Origin of the sequence: Amycolatopsis sp. w19 (assembly GCF_051373225.1) — a bacterium.
GTDB lineage: Bacteria > Actinomycetota > Actinomycetes > Mycobacteriales > Pseudonocardiaceae > Amycolatopsis > Amycolatopsis japonica.
On sequence record NZ_JBPQFM010000007.1, the window covers coordinates 204,546 to 221,029 of the forward strand.

At 68.8% G+C, this 16,484-nt stretch carries 14 protein-coding genes; 8 read left to right on the forward strand and 6 right to left on the reverse strand.

Annotation, left to right across the window (positions count from 1 at the left end):
* The first annotated feature begins 211 nt into the window (after positions 1-211).
* From ACSMFO_RS17170 to ACSMFO_RS17180, 3 genes are read left to right on the forward strand one after another with little or no spacing between them, the layout of a single operon-like run.
* On the forward strand, positions 212-892 hold the full coding sequence (locus ACSMFO_RS17170; protein ID WP_038512697.1) for a response regulator: 681 nt from the start codon (positions 212-214) through the stop codon (positions 890-892).
* 32 nt (positions 893-924) lie between these two features.
* A complete protein-coding gene (locus ACSMFO_RS17175; protein ID WP_051972489.1) occupies positions 925-2,004 on the forward strand; it encodes a PAS domain-containing sensor histidine kinase in 1,080 nt (359 codons plus the stop codon).
* A gap of 17 nt (positions 2,005-2,021) precedes the next feature.
* The gene (locus tag ACSMFO_RS17180; protein ID WP_436459510.1) at positions 2,022-6,536 is read left to right on the forward strand and encodes a HAMP domain-containing protein; all 4,515 of its coding nucleotides are present in this window, start codon (positions 2,022-2,024) and stop codon (positions 6,534-6,536) included.
* An 8-nt stretch (positions 6,537-6,544) separates the two neighbouring features.
* Here ACSMFO_RS17180 and ACSMFO_RS17185 read toward each other — a convergent pair whose 3' ends face one another.
* The gene (locus ACSMFO_RS17185) at positions 6,545-6,919 is read right to left on the reverse strand and encodes a response regulator (RefSeq protein ID WP_038512704.1); all 375 of its coding nucleotides are present in this window, start codon (positions 6,917-6,919) and stop codon (positions 6,545-6,547) included.
* Between the two features lie 101 nt (positions 6,920-7,020).
* Complete coding sequence (locus ACSMFO_RS17190; protein WP_038512707.1) at positions 7,021-7,326, reverse strand: ANTAR domain-containing protein; 306 nt, start codon at positions 7,324-7,326, stop codon at positions 7,021-7,023.
* Between the two features lie 188 nt (positions 7,327-7,514).
* Between ACSMFO_RS17190 and ACSMFO_RS17195 the strand changes: the two genes are divergently transcribed.
* Complete coding sequence (locus tag ACSMFO_RS17195) at positions 7,515-8,147, forward strand: response regulator (protein WP_073844624.1); 633 nt, start codon at positions 7,515-7,517, stop codon at positions 8,145-8,147.
* A 149-nt stretch (positions 8,148-8,296) separates the two neighbouring features.
* Here ACSMFO_RS17195 and ACSMFO_RS17200 read toward each other — a convergent pair whose 3' ends face one another.
* Positions 8,297-9,274: an Acg family FMN-binding oxidoreductase gene (locus ACSMFO_RS17200; RefSeq protein WP_148311521.1), complete on the reverse strand. Its 978-nt coding sequence runs from the start codon at positions 9,272-9,274 to the stop codon at positions 8,297-8,299.
* 129 nt (positions 9,275-9,403) lie between these two features.
* Between ACSMFO_RS17200 and ACSMFO_RS17205 the strand changes: the two genes are divergently transcribed.
* Complete coding sequence (locus tag ACSMFO_RS17205) at positions 9,404-11,143, forward strand: GAF domain-containing sensor histidine kinase (RefSeq protein ID WP_436459513.1); 1,740 nt, start codon at positions 9,404-9,406, stop codon at positions 11,141-11,143.
* 7 nt (positions 11,144-11,150) lie between these two features.
* On the opposite strand, the gene ACSMFO_RS17210 is transcribed toward ACSMFO_RS17205, so the two are convergent.
* Positions 11,151-11,447: a dsRBD fold-containing protein gene (locus ACSMFO_RS17210; RefSeq protein ID WP_038512712.1), complete on the reverse strand. Its 297-nt coding sequence runs from the start codon at positions 11,445-11,447 to the stop codon at positions 11,151-11,153.
* A 157-nt stretch (positions 11,448-11,604) separates the two neighbouring features.
* Here ACSMFO_RS17210 and ACSMFO_RS17215 point away from each other — a divergent pair, with 157 nt between their 5' ends.
* Complete coding sequence (locus ACSMFO_RS17215; RefSeq protein ID WP_038512715.1) at positions 11,605-12,558, forward strand: Acg family FMN-binding oxidoreductase; 954 nt, start codon at positions 11,605-11,607, stop codon at positions 12,556-12,558.
* Positions 12,559-12,634: 76 nt separating this feature from the next.
* The gene (locus tag ACSMFO_RS17220) at positions 12,635-13,600 is read left to right on the forward strand and encodes a DUF6528 family protein (RefSeq protein WP_038512717.1); all 966 of its coding nucleotides are present in this window, start codon (positions 12,635-12,637) and stop codon (positions 13,598-13,600) included.
* Between the two features lie 168 nt (positions 13,601-13,768).
* Here ACSMFO_RS17220 and ACSMFO_RS17225 read toward each other — a convergent pair whose 3' ends face one another.
* Together ACSMFO_RS17225 and ACSMFO_RS17230 are read right to left on the reverse strand one after the other, a co-directional pair.
* Complete coding sequence (locus ACSMFO_RS17225; protein WP_038512720.1) at positions 13,769-14,755, reverse strand: alpha/beta fold hydrolase; 987 nt, start codon at positions 14,753-14,755, stop codon at positions 13,769-13,771.
* A 78-nt stretch (positions 14,756-14,833) separates the two neighbouring features.
* Positions 14,834-15,811, reverse strand: a complete 978-nt coding sequence (locus tag ACSMFO_RS17230) for a GlxA family transcriptional regulator (RefSeq protein WP_436459515.1) — start codon at positions 15,809-15,811, stop codon at positions 14,834-14,836.
* 106 nt (positions 15,812-15,917) lie between these two features.
* Here ACSMFO_RS17230 and ACSMFO_RS17235 point away from each other — a divergent pair, with 106 nt between their 5' ends.
* Positions 15,918-16,484 carry a hypothetical protein gene (locus ACSMFO_RS17235; protein ID WP_436459517.1) on the forward strand — a complete coding sequence of 189 codons (567 nt, stop codon included), beginning with the start codon at positions 15,918-15,920 and terminating at the stop codon, positions 16,482-16,484.

Consider the following 16,484-nt stretch of genomic DNA (forward strand, 5'->3'; position numbering starts at 1 on the left):
TCGAGGGCACAAAGACCCCACTCGGTCGCCGGACGGGTACGGCGGGTCACGGGTTGGCGTCGAAAGGACGGCCGTGACGGCGGCGGTGGGACAATGCGCCGGCGCGCCGATCGCGAATCCGCACGCGGGTGAATACGGCCGTGGGCAGGATTGATTTCCGGGAATCTGCCGGACAATGGTCCGGCGAGACCACGATCGACGGAGAAGGTGCATGCCGAACCCGAACTCCCCGCAGCCCATGCCCCCGGCCGCGGCCCCGATCCGGGTGCTGCTCGTCGAGGACCACAAAATGGTGGCCGAAGCCCTCGGCGCGGCCTTCGAGGAATTCCCGGAGATCGACCTGGTGGCGTCGGTGGAGTCCCTGGCGCACGGGATGGTCGCGGCGGAGGAACATCGGCCCGACATCGTGCTCCTCGACCGGCGGCTCCCGGACGGCGACGGGATCGAGGCGATCGCCGGGTTCCGCGCGGTCTCGCCGTCGAGCCGGGTGCTGGTGCTGACCGGCGACGCGAACAGTGCGATCGTCGCCAGGATCCTGGAGGTCGGCGGGGCCGGGCTGCTGCTGAAATCCGGTCTCCTCGACGAGCTGATCACCGCGATCAGGACCATCGCGGCGGGCGACATGGTCATCGACCCGGAGTTGCTCAGTGGCGCGCTGGCCATGCTGGGCGGCGGTTCGGGCCGGATCGGCCCGGTGCTGACCCTGCGGGAACGGCAGGTGCTGGGGTTGATCGCCGAAGGCGCCGGGACCGACCGGATCGCCGAAGAACTGCGACTGGCGCGGAATACCGTGCGGAATCACGTGCAGCGGATCCTGGTGAAGACCGGGACCCATTCGAAACTCGAAGCAGTGGTGCACGCACGTAAGAATGGCCTCCTCGAACGGCCGTAGCGGGGAGACGTATCCGAGTGCCAAGCTGCACTATGGCCATGCTGCCATCGGAACAGACGCCTGATCACCGCAGCGCTGTGCTCTTCGAGTTGTTCATGCACAGCGTGGCCGACTACGCCATTTACCTGCTGGACGCCGACGGACGGGTGATCAGCTGGAACCCGGGGGCGGAACGGATCAAGGGGTACTCCCAGGACGAGATCCTCGGCCGTCATTTCTCCGTTTTCTACACCGAGGCCGACGTCGCCGACGGCAAACCCGCGGCGGAACTGCTGGTCGCCGCGGAGATGGGGAGCCACGAGGACGAGGGCTGGCGGGTCCGCCGTGACGGGTCGCGGTTCTGGGCCAACACCGTGATCACCGCGTTGCGGGACGAACAGGGCGGCCTCGTCGGTTTCGGAAAGGTCACCCGTGATCTCACCGAACGCCGGAAAACACTGGAGGAAAGGACCGAACGGCGACAGGCCTTCGCGCATTTGGTCCGCGCACAGGAAACAGAACGTCGCCGTATCGCGTGGGATGTTCACGACGATTCCATTCAGTCGATGATCGCGGTGAGCATGCGGTTGCAGATGCTCGCCGCACAACGGCGTGATCCGGCTTTGATGCAACTCGACGAAGCGATTCAAGGGGCGATCCGACGATTGCGGATCCTCGTCGCGCAATTGCGCCCGCCCGCGCTGAACGACGAGGATCTGGTCGCTTCCGTCCGCGACTATCTCGACGAGGTCGTCGCCGGCTGGGGGCTCGACTGCACCCTGCGGCACGATCTCGCCGTCACACCGCCGCCCGACCTCGTCGTCACCGCCTTCCGGATTCTTCAGGAGGCGTTGGTGAACGTGCGTAAACACGCGAACGCCCGCACCGTCGTGGTCTCGCTGACGGGACGGGACGGCGGTCTGCTGGTGAAGATCGCCGACGACGGCGACGGGCTGAAACCGGACGGCGAGAACGCGCACGAGACCTTGTCGGGCGAGCACATCGGTATGGCGTCGATGCGTGAACGTGCGGAAGCGGCGCAAGGCTGGTTCCGGATCTCCAGCAGGCCGGGCGAAGGTACTTCGGTGACCTTCTGGATTCCGCTGGGCCCTCCCGGACCCGCGCGGACATGAACGAAGGAGGCACCTCGATGCCGGAACCGGGAAGCAAGCGCGGAACGAGAGAAGTGGTCCGGGTGGGCGGGGCGATCGACGACCAAGGCCTGCAGCGGCTGCTGGAGGGGCTGAAAGCCGTTCGCGACGGCGATTTCAGCACCCGGCTGCCCCAGGTGGACGACGTCCTGATGGACGAGATGGCGGTCGTCTTCAACGGGATGGTCGATCAACTGGCGCTGTTCACCTCCGAGGTCACCCGGGTCGCGCGCGAGGTGGGGACCGACGGGAAGCTCGGTGGCCAGGCGGCGGTGCCCTCGGTTTCGGGGACCTGGAAGGACCTCACCGATTCGGTGAACGCGATGGCGGGCAACCTCACGGGCCAGGTTCGTGACATCGCCGAGGTCGCGACCGCGGTGGCGAAGGGCGATCTCTCGCAGAAGATCACCGTCGACGTCAAAGGCGAGATGCTCGAGCTGAAGAACACGATCAACACGATGGTGGATCAGTTGTCGTCGTTCGCCGACGAGGTCACCCGTGTCGCGCGCGAGGTCGGCAGCGAGGGACGGCTGGGCGGTCAGGCGGAAGTCCCCGGGGTCGCCGGCACGTGGCGGGATCTGACGACGTCGGTGAACTTCATGGCGGGGAACCTGACCGATCAGGTGCGGTCCATCGCCGAGGTCACCACCGCGGTCGCGAAGGGTGACTTGTCGCAGAAGATCACGGTCGACGCGCGGGGCGAGATCCTGGAGTTGAAGAACACGATCAACACGATGGTGGATCAGTTGTCGTCGTTCGCCGACGAAGTGACCCGTGTGGCCCGTGAGGTCGGCACCGAGGGCGCGCTCGGCGGGCAGGCCCAGGTGCCCGGCGTGGCCGGGACGTGGCGGGATCTGACGACGTCGGTGAACTTCATGGCGGGCAACCTCACCGCGCAGGTGCGCTCCATCGCCCAGGTGGCCACGGCGGTGGCGAAGGGTGACCTCTCGCAGAAGATCACCGTGGACGCGCGGGGCGAGATCCTGGAGTTGAAGAACACGATCAACACGATGGTGGATCAGTTGTCGTCGTTCGCCGACGAGGTCACGCGCGTGGCCCGTGAGGTGGGTACGGAGGGGCGGCTGGGTGGCCAGGCGGATGTCAAGGGTGTCTCGGGCACTTGGAAGGGCCTGACCGAGTCCGTGAACGTCATGGCCGACAACCTCACGGATCAGGTGCGGTCCATCGCCGAGGTCACCACCGCGGTCGCGAAGGGCGACCTCTCGCAGAAGATCCGCGTCGACGCGAGGGGCGAGATCCTGGAGCTCAAGGACACGATCAACACGATGGTCGGCCAGTTGTCGTCGTTCGCCGACGAGGTCACGCGCGTGGCCCGTGAGGTGGGTACGGAGGGGCGGCTGGGTGGCCAGGCGGATGTCAAGGGTGTGTCGGGTACCTGGAAGGGCCTGACCGAGTCGGTCAACGTCATGGCCGACAACCTCACGGATCAGGTGCGGTCCATCGCCCAGGTGGCGACCGCGGTGGCGAGGGGCGACCTGTCCCAGAAGATCACCGTCGAGGCCAAGGGCGAGGTCGCCGCGCTCGCGCAGACGATCAACACGATGGTCGACACGCTGTCGGCCTTCGCGGACGAGGTCACCCGCGTGGCGCGGGAGGTCGGCACCGAGGGCATCCTCGGCGGGCAGGCCAGGGTGCCGAACGTCGCCGGGACCTGGAAGGACCTCACCGACAACGTCAACTCGATGGCGAACAACCTCACCGGCCAGGTGCGGAACATCGCCCAGGTGACCACCGCGGTCGCGCAGGGAGACCTCTCCCGCAAGATCGACGTCGACGCGCGGGGCGAGATCCTGGAGCTCAAGACCACCATCAACACGATGGTCGACCAGCTTTCCGCGTTCGCCGCGGAGGTCACGCGCGTCGCCCGTGAGGTCGGCAGCGAGGGACGGCTCGGCGGCCAGGCCGAGGTCGAAGGCGTTTCGGGTACCTGGAAGCGGCTGACGGAGAACGTCAACGAGCTCGCCGGGAACCTGACCAGGCAGGTCCGGGCGATCGCCGAGGTGACCAGCGCGGTGGCGACCGGCGACCTCACGCGCTCGATCTCCGTCGAGGCGCAGGGCGAGGTCGCGGAGCTGAAGGACAACATCAACGCGATGGTCCAGTCGCTGCGCGAGACCACGCGGGCGAACGAGGAACAGGACTGGCTCAACACCAACCTGGCCCGGATCTCCGGCCTGATGCAGGGGCACCGGGACCTGCGGGTGGTGGCCACGCTCATCATGAACGAGCTGACCCCGCTGGTCGGCGCCCAGCACGGCACGTTGTTCCTCACCGAACCGGGGGAGAGCGGCACCCGGCTGCGGCTGATCACCAGCTACGGGCACAGCGAGGCCCCGGACGCGCCCTCGGATTTCGCGATGGGGCAGTCGCTGATCGGGCAGGCCGCGCAGACCAAGAAACCGATCGTGGTCGACCGGACGCCACCGGGCTTCGTGAAGATCTCGTCGAGTCTCGGCTCGGCCCCGCCGGTCACCCTGATCGTGCTGCCGATCGTCTTCGAGGACCAGGTGCTCGGCGTCATCGAACTGGCGTCGTTCGGCGAGTTCACCGCCGTCCGCAAGGACTTCCTCGAACAGCTGATGGAGACCATCGGGGTCAACGTCAACACGATCATCGCCAACGCGCGGACCGACTCGCTGCTGGAGGAGTCCCAGCGGCTCGCCGAAGAACTGCAGGCCCGCTCCGAGGAGCTTCAAGCGCAGCAGGCGAAACTGCAGGTGTCCAACGCGGAACTGGAGGAGAAGGCCGAACTGCTCGCCCGGCAGAACCGCGACATCGAGGTGAAGAACTTCGAAATCGAGCAGGCGCGCCAGGAGATCGAGGAACGCGCGCAGCAGCTCGCGCTGGCGTCGAAGTACAAGTCGGAGTTCCTGGCCAACATGTCGCACGAACTCCGGACCCCGTTGACCAGCCTGCTGATCCTCGCCGGGGTGCTCTCGCAGAACTCGACCCAGAACCTGACGCCCAAACAGGTCGAGTTCGCGAAGGTGATCCAGTCCGCGGGCACCGACCTGCTGCAGCTGATCAACGACATCCTCGACCTGTCGAAGGTCGAGGCGGGCAAGATGGACATCCACCACGAGCCGTTCCCGCTGCGCCAGCTGCTCGACTACGTCGGCACGACCTTCCGGCCGCTGACCGCCGAGAAGGGACTCGACTTCCAGGTCACCGTCGAACCCAACGTGCCGGAGCTGCTGTTCACCGACGAGCAGCGGTTGCGGCAGGTGCTGCGGAACCTGCTGTCGAACGCGGTCAAGTTCACCGAGGACGGCAGCGTCGAGCTCCGGGTCAAGCTGGTCGACACCATCGTTTCGCCGTCAGGCGGCCCCTCGCACGAGTCCCTGGTGGCCTTCAGCGTCACCGACACCGGGATCGGGATCGCCGAGGAGAACCTCGATTCGATCTTCGGCGCCTTCCAACAGGCCGACGGCACCACCAGCCGCAAGTACGGCGGCACCGGGCTCGGCCTGTCGATCAGCCGCGAGGTCGCCTACCTGCTCGGCGGCGAGATCCGGGCGGACAGTGTCCTGGGGACCGGCAGCACGTTCACCCTCTACCTGCCGGTCGCCAGGTTCACCGCGCCCGTGAGCCTCGACGAGTCCACTGTGGACAACGCCGCCGCGGAACGACGGGTGCTGGTGGTGGAGAGCGAGCAGAACAGCCTGCTGACCCTGCTCGCCCGTGGGGTCGCGGCCGACATCGCGGACAGCCACGGCTCGGTCCAGGTCCGGGCCGTGTCGGATCCGGCGGAGGCGTTCGAGGAACTGAAACGCGACAGTTACCGCTGCGTCGTACTCGACACCAGCATCCCCGGGACGAGCGCCTTGACGTTCCTCAAACGGCTCGTCGACGGTCCGGATCCGGTCGAAGTCCCGGTGCTGGCCTACGCGACCCGCAAGCTCAGCGCCGCGCAGGACCGCTTGCTGCACGGGCACGCGCGGGTGCATCCCGTCGAACTCCTGCCCTCGCTGGACATGCTGCGGGAGCGGATCATGCTGCACATCTCGGCCAGTGAACTCGAAGGCATCCTGCCGCTGATGCGCCAGCCCGAGGTGAGCCTGGTGGAGACCGTGCCCGCCCTGGACCAGCCGTCCGATCCGCCCGCCGGGCCGGCGAGGCTCCAGGGACGCAAGGTCCTGCTCGTCGACGACGACGCCCGCAACGTGTACGCGATCTCGGGAATGCTCGAACTGCACGGACTTTCGGTCGTACACGCGCCCAACGGCCGCAAGGGCATCGAGGAACTGCTGTCCGACGACGGGATCGACCTGATCCTGATGGACGTGATGATGCCGGAGATGGACGGCCACGCGACGACGGCGGCGATCCGCGAGATGCCGAAGTTCGCCGGCCTGCCGATCATCACCGTCACCGCGAAGGCGATGGAAGGGGACCGCGAGAAGAGCCTCGCCGCCGGGGCGAGCGACTACGTGACCAAACCCGTGAACGCGGAGGAACTCCTGGCTTGTATGGAACGCTGGCTCACGGACTGAAGGCCTCGCTACTCGGTCCCGTTGGCGCTGTTCGCGCAGACGCGGCGGATGGCCGCGACGATCTCGGTGTTGGGGCTGCCCTTCACGAGGTACTCGGTGACGCCCGCGGACGCCATCTGGGCGATGGAGCGGGTGTCGCTGTGCGCGGAGAACGCCATCAACCGCGTATGGGGCACCCGGCGCCGGATCTCCCGCGCCATCCACGCGCCGCCACCGCCGGGGATCCGGACGTCGAGCACGGCGACCTCGGGGGACAGCAGCTCGGCGAGCGCGACCGCTTCGCCGGCGTCCAGCGCGACGGCGACCACCTCGATGTCCGGCTCGGAGTCCAGGAGGGCGCGCAGGGCGTCGCCGATGACCGGGTTGTCGTCCGCGACGAGCACCCGAAGTCTGGGGGGCGGCGTTCGGTTCATCACCCAGTCCGTGCCCGCGCGGTCTGCGGCGCCGGTGGTGGTCGCGGGCCCCCCTCCGAACATGACGTGACTCAGCAAGAGATCCGGCGGTCGCCTTCGCTCGGCTGCTCGATGAGCGTCCTGGCGACGTCGTGGATCTTCATGTTGTTGTTGCGGCAGAACGAACGCAGCAGTTCGAACGCGGCGTCGATGTCGATCTGGTAGCGCTCGGCCAGTATCCCTTTCGCCTGCTCGATGGGAAGCCGGTGATCCAGCGCGTACTGGAGTTGCTCGGCGCGGGCCCGGTAGAAGCGGATGCGGTTGCGCATCGCCACGAGGTCGTCGGCCGGGTCGGGAGAGCCGGGCGCCGGGGTAGGCGAAAGCGTGGTCTCGGACATGAAGCGATCGTCGCAGCGGCGGGACTGCTCCGGGAAGAACAGAACGTCCTGACTCGAATGATGCAAATGAACCTGGTCCGGACGGCGGCAGCCACTCGAACGGGCGCCGAACAGGGCCCTTTGGCCTGTCGCAGTGACCGGCCGTGCACCGTACGCTCAGCCGAGGAGGGGGAACCGTGGAGGTCGGAATGCTCCGGGTGTTTCTGGTCGACGACCACGAGGTGGTCCGTCGAGGGGTCGCGGACATGCTCGAGGAGGAGGCCGACCTGTGCGTCGTCGGGCAGGCGGCGACCTTTTCCCAAGCGCTGGCGAGGATCCCGGCGCTGCGGCCGGACGTCGCGGTGCTCGACGTGCGGCTGCCGGACGGCAACGGCGTCGAACTCGCGCGGGAACTGAGATCCAAGATGCCGGAACTCAAATGCCTGATGCTCACGTCGTACACCGACGAGCAGGCGATGCTGGACGCGATCATGGCGGGCGCGAGCGGTTACGTCATCAAGGACATCCGCGGGATGGACCTGGTGGCGGCGGTCAAGGAGGTCGGTCTCGGCCGGTCACTGCTGGACGCGAGGGCCGCCGCGACGCTGATGGCGAAGTTCCGCGACGACGCCGCCAAGAAGGGCCCCCTGGCCGGCCTCTCCGACCAGGAACGCACGCTGCTGGAGTTGATCGGCGAGGGGCTGACCAACCGGCAGATCGCCGAACGGATGTTCCTCGCCGAGAAGACCGTGAAGAACTACGTTTCGCGGTTGCTGACGAAACTCGGGATGCAGCGGCGTACTCAGGCGGCGGTGCTGGCGACGGAACTGCGGCGGCAGTGATGCCTTCGAGGCGCGATCCTCGCTCGGTCCCGAATGTCAGGAAAGGGTCGTTCAGGACGAAAAATGTCATGAACGACCCTTTCCTGACATTCGCGAGGTGCGGGATGTCCTGAAAGGGTCGTTCATGACACAGGGCGGGGCCGCGCGGCTCAAGCGGAAATGAGCGTATCGAGCAGCACGTCGTCCAGCGGCCGGCGCGGCGTCCACGGCAGCGGCGAGCCGTAGCCGACCCGCAGCAGCACCTGCGGCCACACCCCGCAGCCGAGGATCCGCCGCAGTTCGGCACGGGCCTCGCGGACCATGATCGGCGGCGAGATGAACGACGCGTCGAGTCCCGAGGCGGTCGCGGTGAGCAGCACCCGTTGCAGGGCCTGGCCGGCCTGCAGCCGGTCGAGCCGGTCGTCGGTCAGCGATCCGATCGCCACCACGAGCGGGGCGGGCCGCGGATCACCGGCCGCTTCGCCGAATTCGTCGAGGAGCCAGCTTTCGTCGGCGGGGCTGCCGTCCATCGCATAGGACGGCACACCGTCGCGGGTGCTCGCGCCCAGTCCGGTCCAGCGGCCGAGTTCGGCGAGGAAGGCGGGGTCGGCGAGTTGCGCCCGGCGGGCGCGGGCGGTGAGGTCGTGCAGGAGACGGCACTGCTCGGCGTCGAGGTTCGGCATCCACGCGTGTTCGAGTTCGGTGGCGTGGCGGAGCGCGGCGAGCGTCGGTTTGGGCACGACGCTGGAGAGGAACGGCCGCCGGTTGGTCCGGCGGCGGGGGATCGCCCGGGCCAGCCGCACGACCTTCTGATCGGGCATGCGTTCGGCGAGCGGACGGACGACGGCCAGCAGATCGGGATCGGCGCGGCTGGGCATCAGGGTCGTCGCCGGATGGAAGCCCAGTGCGTGAATCGCCGTCCGGAGGGTGAACAGGGCGGCGCCACACGAGAGCACGAGTTCGCGTCCGTCCGGATCCGTGACGGGTAAAATACGGCGCGGATCGGCGTGCACCTCGATTCCGGTGCCGGTGCACCGGAAAAGCCACGGCTGGGTGTTGTGCGTCGACGGGGCCAGCATGGCCGACCGGAGCACGGAATTCACCTGTTCGGAGTTCAAACGTCCGACCCTGGTGACTTGTATGGTCATGGTTTCCCCCGCCGCTGCGCCACGGGCAATACGGTTGTCTGATGAGACGGTCCCGCCCGCGGTGCGGGGCCGAAAGAGGAGAAAGTCACCACGGCCGGGAGTCGTCCCGATCTTCGGAGGCGGAGCAGGATGTCGGCTCATGACCGGCTGGGCGGAAGCGACGACCGGATCACCGGCGCGCTGTCCCAGCTGAAGGTTCGTGAGGTGCTGCGGGATCTCCAGGACCGCATCGAACGGCTCATCGGCACCCGCGACAAGATGGACGGCCTGCTCGAAGCGGTGCTCGCGGTCGCGTCGGGGCTGGAGCTGGACACGACGCTGCACCGGATCGTGCAGGCGGCGATCGATCTCGGCGAGGCCACTTATGGCGCGCTCGGGGTGATCGCGGACGACGGTTCGCTCGCCGAATTCGTCTATCACGGCATCGACGGCGAAACGAAGGAACAGATCGGGCATCTCCCGAAAGGTCACGGCCTGCTGGGTTTCGTCATCGACGAGGCGAAACCGGTGCGCCTGGCCGACATCTCCCGGCATCCCGCGTCGGTCGGGTTCCCGCCGTGCCATCCGCCGATGCGCTCGTTCCTCGGCGTGCCCATCCGGGTCCGCGACGAGGTGTTCGGGAATCTCTACCTGACCGAGAAACGCGGGGAAAGTTTCACCGACGACGACGAGGTGGTCGTCCAGGCGCTCGCCGCCGCGGCCGGGATAGCGATCGAGAACGCCCACCTGTACGAGCAGACGCGGATCCGCCAGCGGTGGCAGGCGGCCACCAGCGAAGTCACCACGGAACTGTTGGGCGGCACCGACCCCGTCGACGCGCTCAACCTGATCGCCGGCCGGGCGCTCGAACTCACCGGCTCCGATCTCACCTTGCTGGCATTGCCCGGTCCCGGCAGGCTCGACGTCAGCCCGGACGGCGAGGACGAGGCCGGCGAGCTCATCATCGCCGTCTGCGCGGGCGCGCGGGCGGCGGAGCTGACCGGGGTGCGGATCAGCGTCGCCACGTCGTTGCCGGGGGCGGTCTACCGCGACCGGACCCCGCGCAGCGTGCCGGAACTGGTACTCGGCCCCGAAGGGAAGATCGGGCTCGGCCCGACGCTCGTCGTGCCGCTCCGCGCGCGGGAACGGACGTCCGGGGTGCTGATGGCGGTGCGGAATCCGGGCGCGGTCCCGTTCGAGCTCGCCCAGCTGCCGGTGGTGGCCTCGTTCGCCGACCAGGCCGCGCTCGCGCTCCAGCTGGCCGCGCGACAGCGCACCGCCAGGGAACTCGACGTGCTCGCCGATCGGGACCGGATCGCCAGGGATCTGCACGACCACGTCATCCAGCGGCTGTTCGCGGTCGGTCTCGCCATGCAGAGCACCCACCGCCGCGCGGATTCGCCGGAACTGCGGCGGCGGATCGGCGAGAGCATCGACCAGATGCACGAGATCGTGCACGAGATCCGCACGGCGATCTTCGACCTCCACGGCGGCGAGGCGGGCCAGCAGGGGGTGCGGCTGCGGCATCGCCTCTACGACTCGATCACCGAACTGACCGACGACACGCCACTGAATCCGACGGTCAGCCTGTCCGGGCCACTCGACTCGATCCCGCTCCCGTTCGCCGAACACGCCGAAGCCGTGGTGCGGGAGACGGTCGGCAACGTGGTCCGGCACGCGCGGGCGAGCGGCGTTTCGGTGAGCGTCGCGGTGAAGGACGACGTCCTGCGGATCGTGGTCACCGACGACGGCACCGGGATCGGCGAATCCGGTGGTTTCGGCGGGCTGCGGAATCTGCGTGATCGCGCGGAGAAGGCGGGCGGGACGTTCCGGGCGGAGACGCGCGAAGGGGGCGGAACCAGGATCGACTGGTCCGCCCCCTTGCGCTGACCGGGATTCAGTTCGTCGACTGCGTGGCGAGGAGCCCGTCGACTTCGATCGAGCGGGCGACGTCGGAGGCGACGGTCTCCAGCAGTTCCGCGGTGAGGTCCGAAAGCGCCCGCGTCACGGCGAGATAGGAACCGATCTGGGACGTCGGACCGTTTCTCAGCCCGGCCTCCGCGATTCCGACGCCGACGAACTCGCCGCCGTCCTCGAGACGGAGCAATGCTTCCGCGCGTACCCGGTACGGCTCGTGCTGCAGGGACACGTCGATCGTCCATTTGTCCGTCATCGTGGGCTCCGTTCCGGTCATCGAGGCTCTCATCGCGGCCGTCCGTGGCACAGGGTCCTAAGTCCTCGCTCCCGGGTGAATCGGGGGCGAAAGTCCTCGGAATTCGTGACCGGCGGCCGTTGCGGTCGCCGGGTACCCCGGCCGATGGTGGATCAATCCCCTTCCCTCGGAGCCCACGATGATCCCGTTACCGACCCATGTCGACCAGGCGGTGGCGGCCGCCGTCCGTGCGCCGTCCCCGCTCAACACCCAGCCGTGGCGGTTCGTCGTCGACCAGGGGCGGATCGAGGTGTGGCTCGATCGAGCCAGGGTGCTGCGGATCGCCGACCCGGACGCGCGCGAGGCGCGGCTTTCGTGCGGCGCGGCGTTGTTCAACCTGATCGTTTCGTTGCGGTCCAACGGCAAGACCGTCTCGCTGCGGCTGGTCCCGAAGCCGGAGGGGCCGGACCTGCTCGCCGAACTCGTGATCGGCGGCGACCGGTTCTCGTCGCCGGAGGAACGGAAGCTGGCCGAAGTCGTCTTCCGCCGTCACACGAACCGCCGTCCGTTCGCGGACTGGCCGGTGCCGGTCTGGGCGCGGACGACGTTGCGCGCGGCCGCGCTGGTGGAAGGCGGGCTGCTGGAACTGTTCGGCCGCGGCGACCGGGCGAACGCGGTCGCGCGCGTACTGCACCGGGCCGAGGCCGCGCAGGCGCGCAACGGCGCGTTCCAGGCCGAGGTCGCGCTGTGGACGCGGCGGACGGCCCACGCGCCGGACGGTGTCCAGGCGCCGACCAGACCGCCGTCGCCGCACGGCATTCCCGCGCAGGAGTCCTTCATCGCCGCCGAACCCGAAGGCGGTGAGCCGGTGCTCGGCGCGGTCCTCACCGCAGCCGGCGGGCCCGCCGCGGATCTGCGGGCGGGAATGGTGCTGCAGCGGGTACTGCTGACCGCGACGGCCGCCGGTCTCGCGACCTCGTTCGTCGGCAGGCCGTTCGAAACCCCGGAGACCCGGGCGGCGATGGACCGGGTCTTCGCCGACCTCGGCCGCCCGCACGCCGTGCTGCGCTTCGGGTACGGCCGCCCAGCTCCGATGACGGCACGCCGTCCGCTCGGCGAAGTGCTGTTCCGGCAGTCCGAAGCCAGCCTCTGAGCAGGTCACCTCGTCGACATCCACGTTTCCGATCGCCGCCACCCACCCGTCATCCCGGACGGGTTCGGTTCTGGGTATGAAGATCATGCGGAAATCCTTGGTGGCGCTGGCCATCGCCGGCCTTTCGGTCGCGGCGTCCGCGCCGGCGGTGGCGGACGCGGACGCCACCGGGCGCGATCGCGGCTCGATCGTCATCACCGAACAGGCGTCCAAGCGCATCCTGGTCCTGCCCGCCGACCGGGCCTCCTGGCGAGAGCGGAAGGTGAGCTGGGCGTGGGCGCCGAACGCCGCCAACGGGCTGGCGGATCTGGCCGGCTCTTGGAGCAATCCGAGCGACGCGAAGCTCGCCGAACGAGGCGGCGAGAAGTACCTCCTGACGTCGGCGTCGGGTGGTTTCGCGGCCGTTGTGCCGTATCCGGCGGGCGATCGGGCGTACTGGGCCGCGAACGTGGGCGGCCCTGCCAATCCGCACAGCATCGAACTGCTGCCGGACGGGAACGTCGCGGTGGCGGCCAGCACCGGCGGCTGGGTGCGGGTCTACACCGCCTCGCAGGGGCAGCGCTCGACGACCTACGCCGAATACCGGCTGGTGGGGGCGCACGGCGTGGTGTGGGACGCCGGACGGAACGTGTTGTGGGCCCTGGGCACCGACGCGCTCGTCGCGTTGAGCGTCGGCGGGACGCCCGCCGCTCCGGTGCTCACCGAGCAGCGGTCCGTCCCGGTGCCGACCAAGGGCGGGCACGACCTCCAGCCGGTCCCGAACCGGCCGGACCTGCTGTGGGTGACGACGGAGGCGGGGGTGTACCGGTTCTCGAAGACGAGTGGCGGGTTCACCCAGCGCTACGCGGGTGCGCGGGAGATCGACCGGCCGCATGTGAAGAGCGTGTCGACGAATCCGCGGACCGGCCAGATCCTGACGGCCTCCGTGCAGGAGGGCCACTTGTGCACTTGGTGCACGGACACCGTCCGGCTGGCCTTTCCACGCGCCGAGCTGGCGCTGCACGGCGCGTGGATCTACAAGGCCCGCTGGTGGATCGGTTGAGCTGAACTTCCATGTCGGTACCGGCCGTTCGGGGGGCTGCCCGGCCGGTACCGACACACCAGAGAAGAGGGGCCCTCGCCGCGAGAATGACGCCTCGCCGCGTCTTTCACCTGACCGAGTGAATCGGGTCGTTCGGCGCGCGGCGTTGACCCATTCGGGGTATACGCCTCACCCGAGGAAGGTCCGCAATTCGTCGATGACCGTCCGCGGCTGCTCCTCGGCGACGAAGTGGCCGGAACCGGAGACCTTCCGCACCCGGACGTCGGCCGCCTTCGACGGCAGGACCGCGGCGAGGTAGTCGTAGTTGAACTCCGAGCCCAGCCCCAGCATCGGCGCGGTGATCTTCGCGTACGCCTTCTGATCCTCGATGTCCTGGCCGAACGCCTGGTACCAGCCGTTCCCGGCGCGGATGGCGTCCGGGCGGTCGTACGCGGCGGCGTAGATCGCCCGGTCCCGGCTCCCGATCGAGGCCGGGTCGGCCGCCAGGTGGTCGAACATCCAGTCCACGAGGAAACGCGACCGGCCGGTCAGCAGCTGCTCGGGCAGCGTCGCGACCTGGTTGAAGGCGAACCACCAGACGTTCACCGGCTGCCCGGGTGGGGCCAGCATCGGGAGCTGGTACAGGCTTTCGTCGGGGTGCGAGACGTCCATGAGCGTGACGGTCTTCGTGGCGTCGGCGTGGTTGGCGGCGAAGGCGAACGCGACCATGGCGCCGATGTCGTGCCCGGCGATGTGCGCCTGCCGGTGGCCCAGCGCGCGGACGAGCTCGAAGATGTCGCGGGCCATCGTCTTCTTGTCGTACCCGCCCTGTGGCTTGTCCGAGCCGCCCATACCCCGCAGATCGACGGCGATCACGCGATACCGCTTCGCCAGCTCCGGCATGACCTTGCGGTACTGCCACCAGGTCTCCGGCCAGCCCGGCAGCAGGATCAGCGGCTCACCCCGGCCGCCGGCGACGTAATGCAGCCGGACCCCGTTGACCTGGGCGTACTCGCTGCGGAAGCCACCGGGCAGCGACCGCGCGAGTTCGGCGTCGGTGGCGGCGGGCCTGCTCGCCTCGGCCACGCCACCCGAGGCCACCAGCGCGGCCGCGGCCCCCGCGCCGAGGGTGAGCATGGACCGGCGGTTGAGGAAGGAACGGCTGTTTTCGGTCATGTCCTGATCGTGGCCGGAGCGCGGCGCCTGCCGTGAGTGGTGTTTTCGCCAACCCGGGACAGTTTTGAGACAGTCCGGTCAGGACAGCATGGGTTCCGGCACGCCCAGCCTGGTCCCGAACGTCTCCCGATACGACACCGGCGTGACCCCGACCTGGCGGCGGAAATGCGGCCGGAGCGCGGCCGACGAGGAGAACCCGCAGTACCTGGCGATCTCGTCGACCGGGAGATCAGTGGATTCGAGCAACTGCTGCGCCCGGATGACCCGCTGATGCGTGAGCCAAGTGCCGGGCGCGGCGCCGGTGATCTCGCGGAACCGGCGGTCGTAGTTGCGCCTGCTCATATGCGCCCGCCTGGCGAGTTCGTCGACCGGGAGCGCCGTGTCCAGCCTGGTCAGCGCCCAGGCCACCGTCTCCGACACCGGGTCGCCCTCGTCGAGTTCCGGCATCGGCGATTCGATGTACTGCGCCTGCCCGCCCGGCCGATGCGGCGGGACGACCATGCCCTTCGCCAGCCGGTTCGCCACCTCCGCGCCGCACCAGGAGCGGATCAGGTGCAAGCCGAGGTCCATCCCCGCCGCGCCACCGCCCGCGGTCAGGATGTCGCCGTCGTCGATGTAGAGCACCGACTCGTCGAGCCGGACGGCGGGGAACCGGGCCGCGAGCAGCGGCGCCATCGCCCAGTGCGTGGTCGCGGGGCGCCCGTCGAGCAGCCCGGCGGCGGCCAGCACGAAGGCTCCGCTGCACAGTCCGGCCACCCGGGCACCACGGTCGTGCGCCGAGCGGAGCGCCGCCAGCGCCGCTTCCGGCGGATCCTCCATCGGCGACCGCCAGTTGGGGACCAGCACCAGGTCCGCGTCCCGGACCGCGTCGAGGTCTTCGGGGACCGGTACGGTCAGGCCGCCGCCTCGCAACGCGGTGTCCGGTTCACCGCCGACGACCTTGAGGTCGAGGTCGGGTAGCTCCCCGAAGGCCGAAGCCATCTCGAACACCCCGAACGCGAAGGACATCGCGCCGAGCGACGCCCCGTTGAAGACCACCACGGTCAGCCGTCTCATGGGTCGATTCTAGGGAGACCGGACCTGCGGTGGAGCCGGTTTTCGACTGTCCGAAGGGGACGGTAGATTCCTCGCGCACCAGGTTGGCCGGGGGAAGGAACCGTCGATGTCGTATCCGCAGGGACCGCAAGGGCCGCAGTGGCATCCGCAGCAGCAGTACCCCCAGCAGCAATATCCGCAACAGCAGTACCCGCAGCAGGGATACCCGCCGCCGAAGAAGGGCAACGGGCTGCTGATCGGCTTGATCGCCGGCGGTGGCGCGCTCGTCGTGGTCGTTTTCGTGATCCTTGCGTTCGTCGCGCCCGGCTTCCTGCTGAGCGACCGCAAGTCTTCGAGCTCGGCCGACGCGACGCAGACCCCGTTGCAGCTCAACTGGGGCCCGGTGCTGGCAGGCAAGTTCATCCTCGCGGTGTTCGGCGACGAGCCCGACAAGGCCGCCGAGTCGGCCTGTGCGGAGGCCAAGGACAAGGTCCGTCAGGCCGCGAAGGAGTACGGCGACCGCAACGCGTCGCTCAGCGCGAAGGACCCTCGCGCGGCGAGCCCGGATCTGATCGTGGTGACGATGACCGGCACCCTGGACCGGACTGAGCCCCACAACGGGACGATGGAGGTCCGGCGAGAGGCGGGCGACAAGTACTGCATCTCCTCGGTTTCGCCGGTTCCCGTGGGTTGA

Coding starts and splice junctions, on each gene's coding strand:
- ACSMFO_RS17180 (WP_436459510.1), top strand. CDS start 2,022: ATGCCGGAACCGGGAAGCAAGCGCGGAACGAGAGAAGTGGTCCGGGTG.
- ACSMFO_RS17230 (WP_436459515.1), bottom strand. CDS start 15,811: ATGAGACGGCTGACCGTGGTGGTCTTCAACGGGGCGTCGCTCGGCGCG.
- ACSMFO_RS17215 (WP_038512715.1), top strand. CDS start 11,605: ATGATCCCGTTACCGACCCATGTCGACCAGGCGGTGGCGGCCGCCGTC.
- ACSMFO_RS17225 (WP_038512720.1), bottom strand. CDS start 14,755: ATGACCGAAAACAGCCGTTCCTTCCTCAACCGCCGGTCCATGCTCACC.
- ACSMFO_RS17195 (WP_073844624.1), top strand. CDS start 7,515: ATGCTCCGGGTGTTTCTGGTCGACGACCACGAGGTGGTCCGTCGAGGG.
- ACSMFO_RS17175 (WP_051972489.1), top strand. CDS start 925: ATGGCCATGCTGCCATCGGAACAGACGCCTGATCACCGCAGCGCTGTG.
- ACSMFO_RS17190 (WP_038512707.1), bottom strand. CDS start 7,326: ATGTCCGAGACCACGCTTTCGCCTACCCCGGCGCCCGGCTCTCCCGAC.
- ACSMFO_RS17170 (WP_038512697.1), top strand. CDS start 212: ATGCCGAACCCGAACTCCCCGCAGCCCATGCCCCCGGCCGCGGCCCCG.
- ACSMFO_RS17235 (WP_436459517.1), top strand. CDS start 15,918: ATGTCGTATCCGCAGGGACCGCAAGGGCCGCAGTGGCATCCGCAGCAG.
- ACSMFO_RS17200 (WP_148311521.1), bottom strand. CDS start 9,274: ATGACCATACAAGTCACCAGGGTCGGACGTTTGAACTCCGAACAGGTG.
- ACSMFO_RS17210 (WP_038512712.1), bottom strand. CDS start 11,447: ATGACCGGAACGGAGCCCACGATGACGGACAAATGGACGATCGACGTG.
- ACSMFO_RS17220 (WP_038512717.1), top strand. CDS start 12,635: ATGAAGATCATGCGGAAATCCTTGGTGGCGCTGGCCATCGCCGGCCTT.
- ACSMFO_RS17205 (WP_436459513.1), top strand. CDS start 9,404: ATGTCGGCTCATGACCGGCTGGGCGGAAGCGACGACCGGATCACCGGC.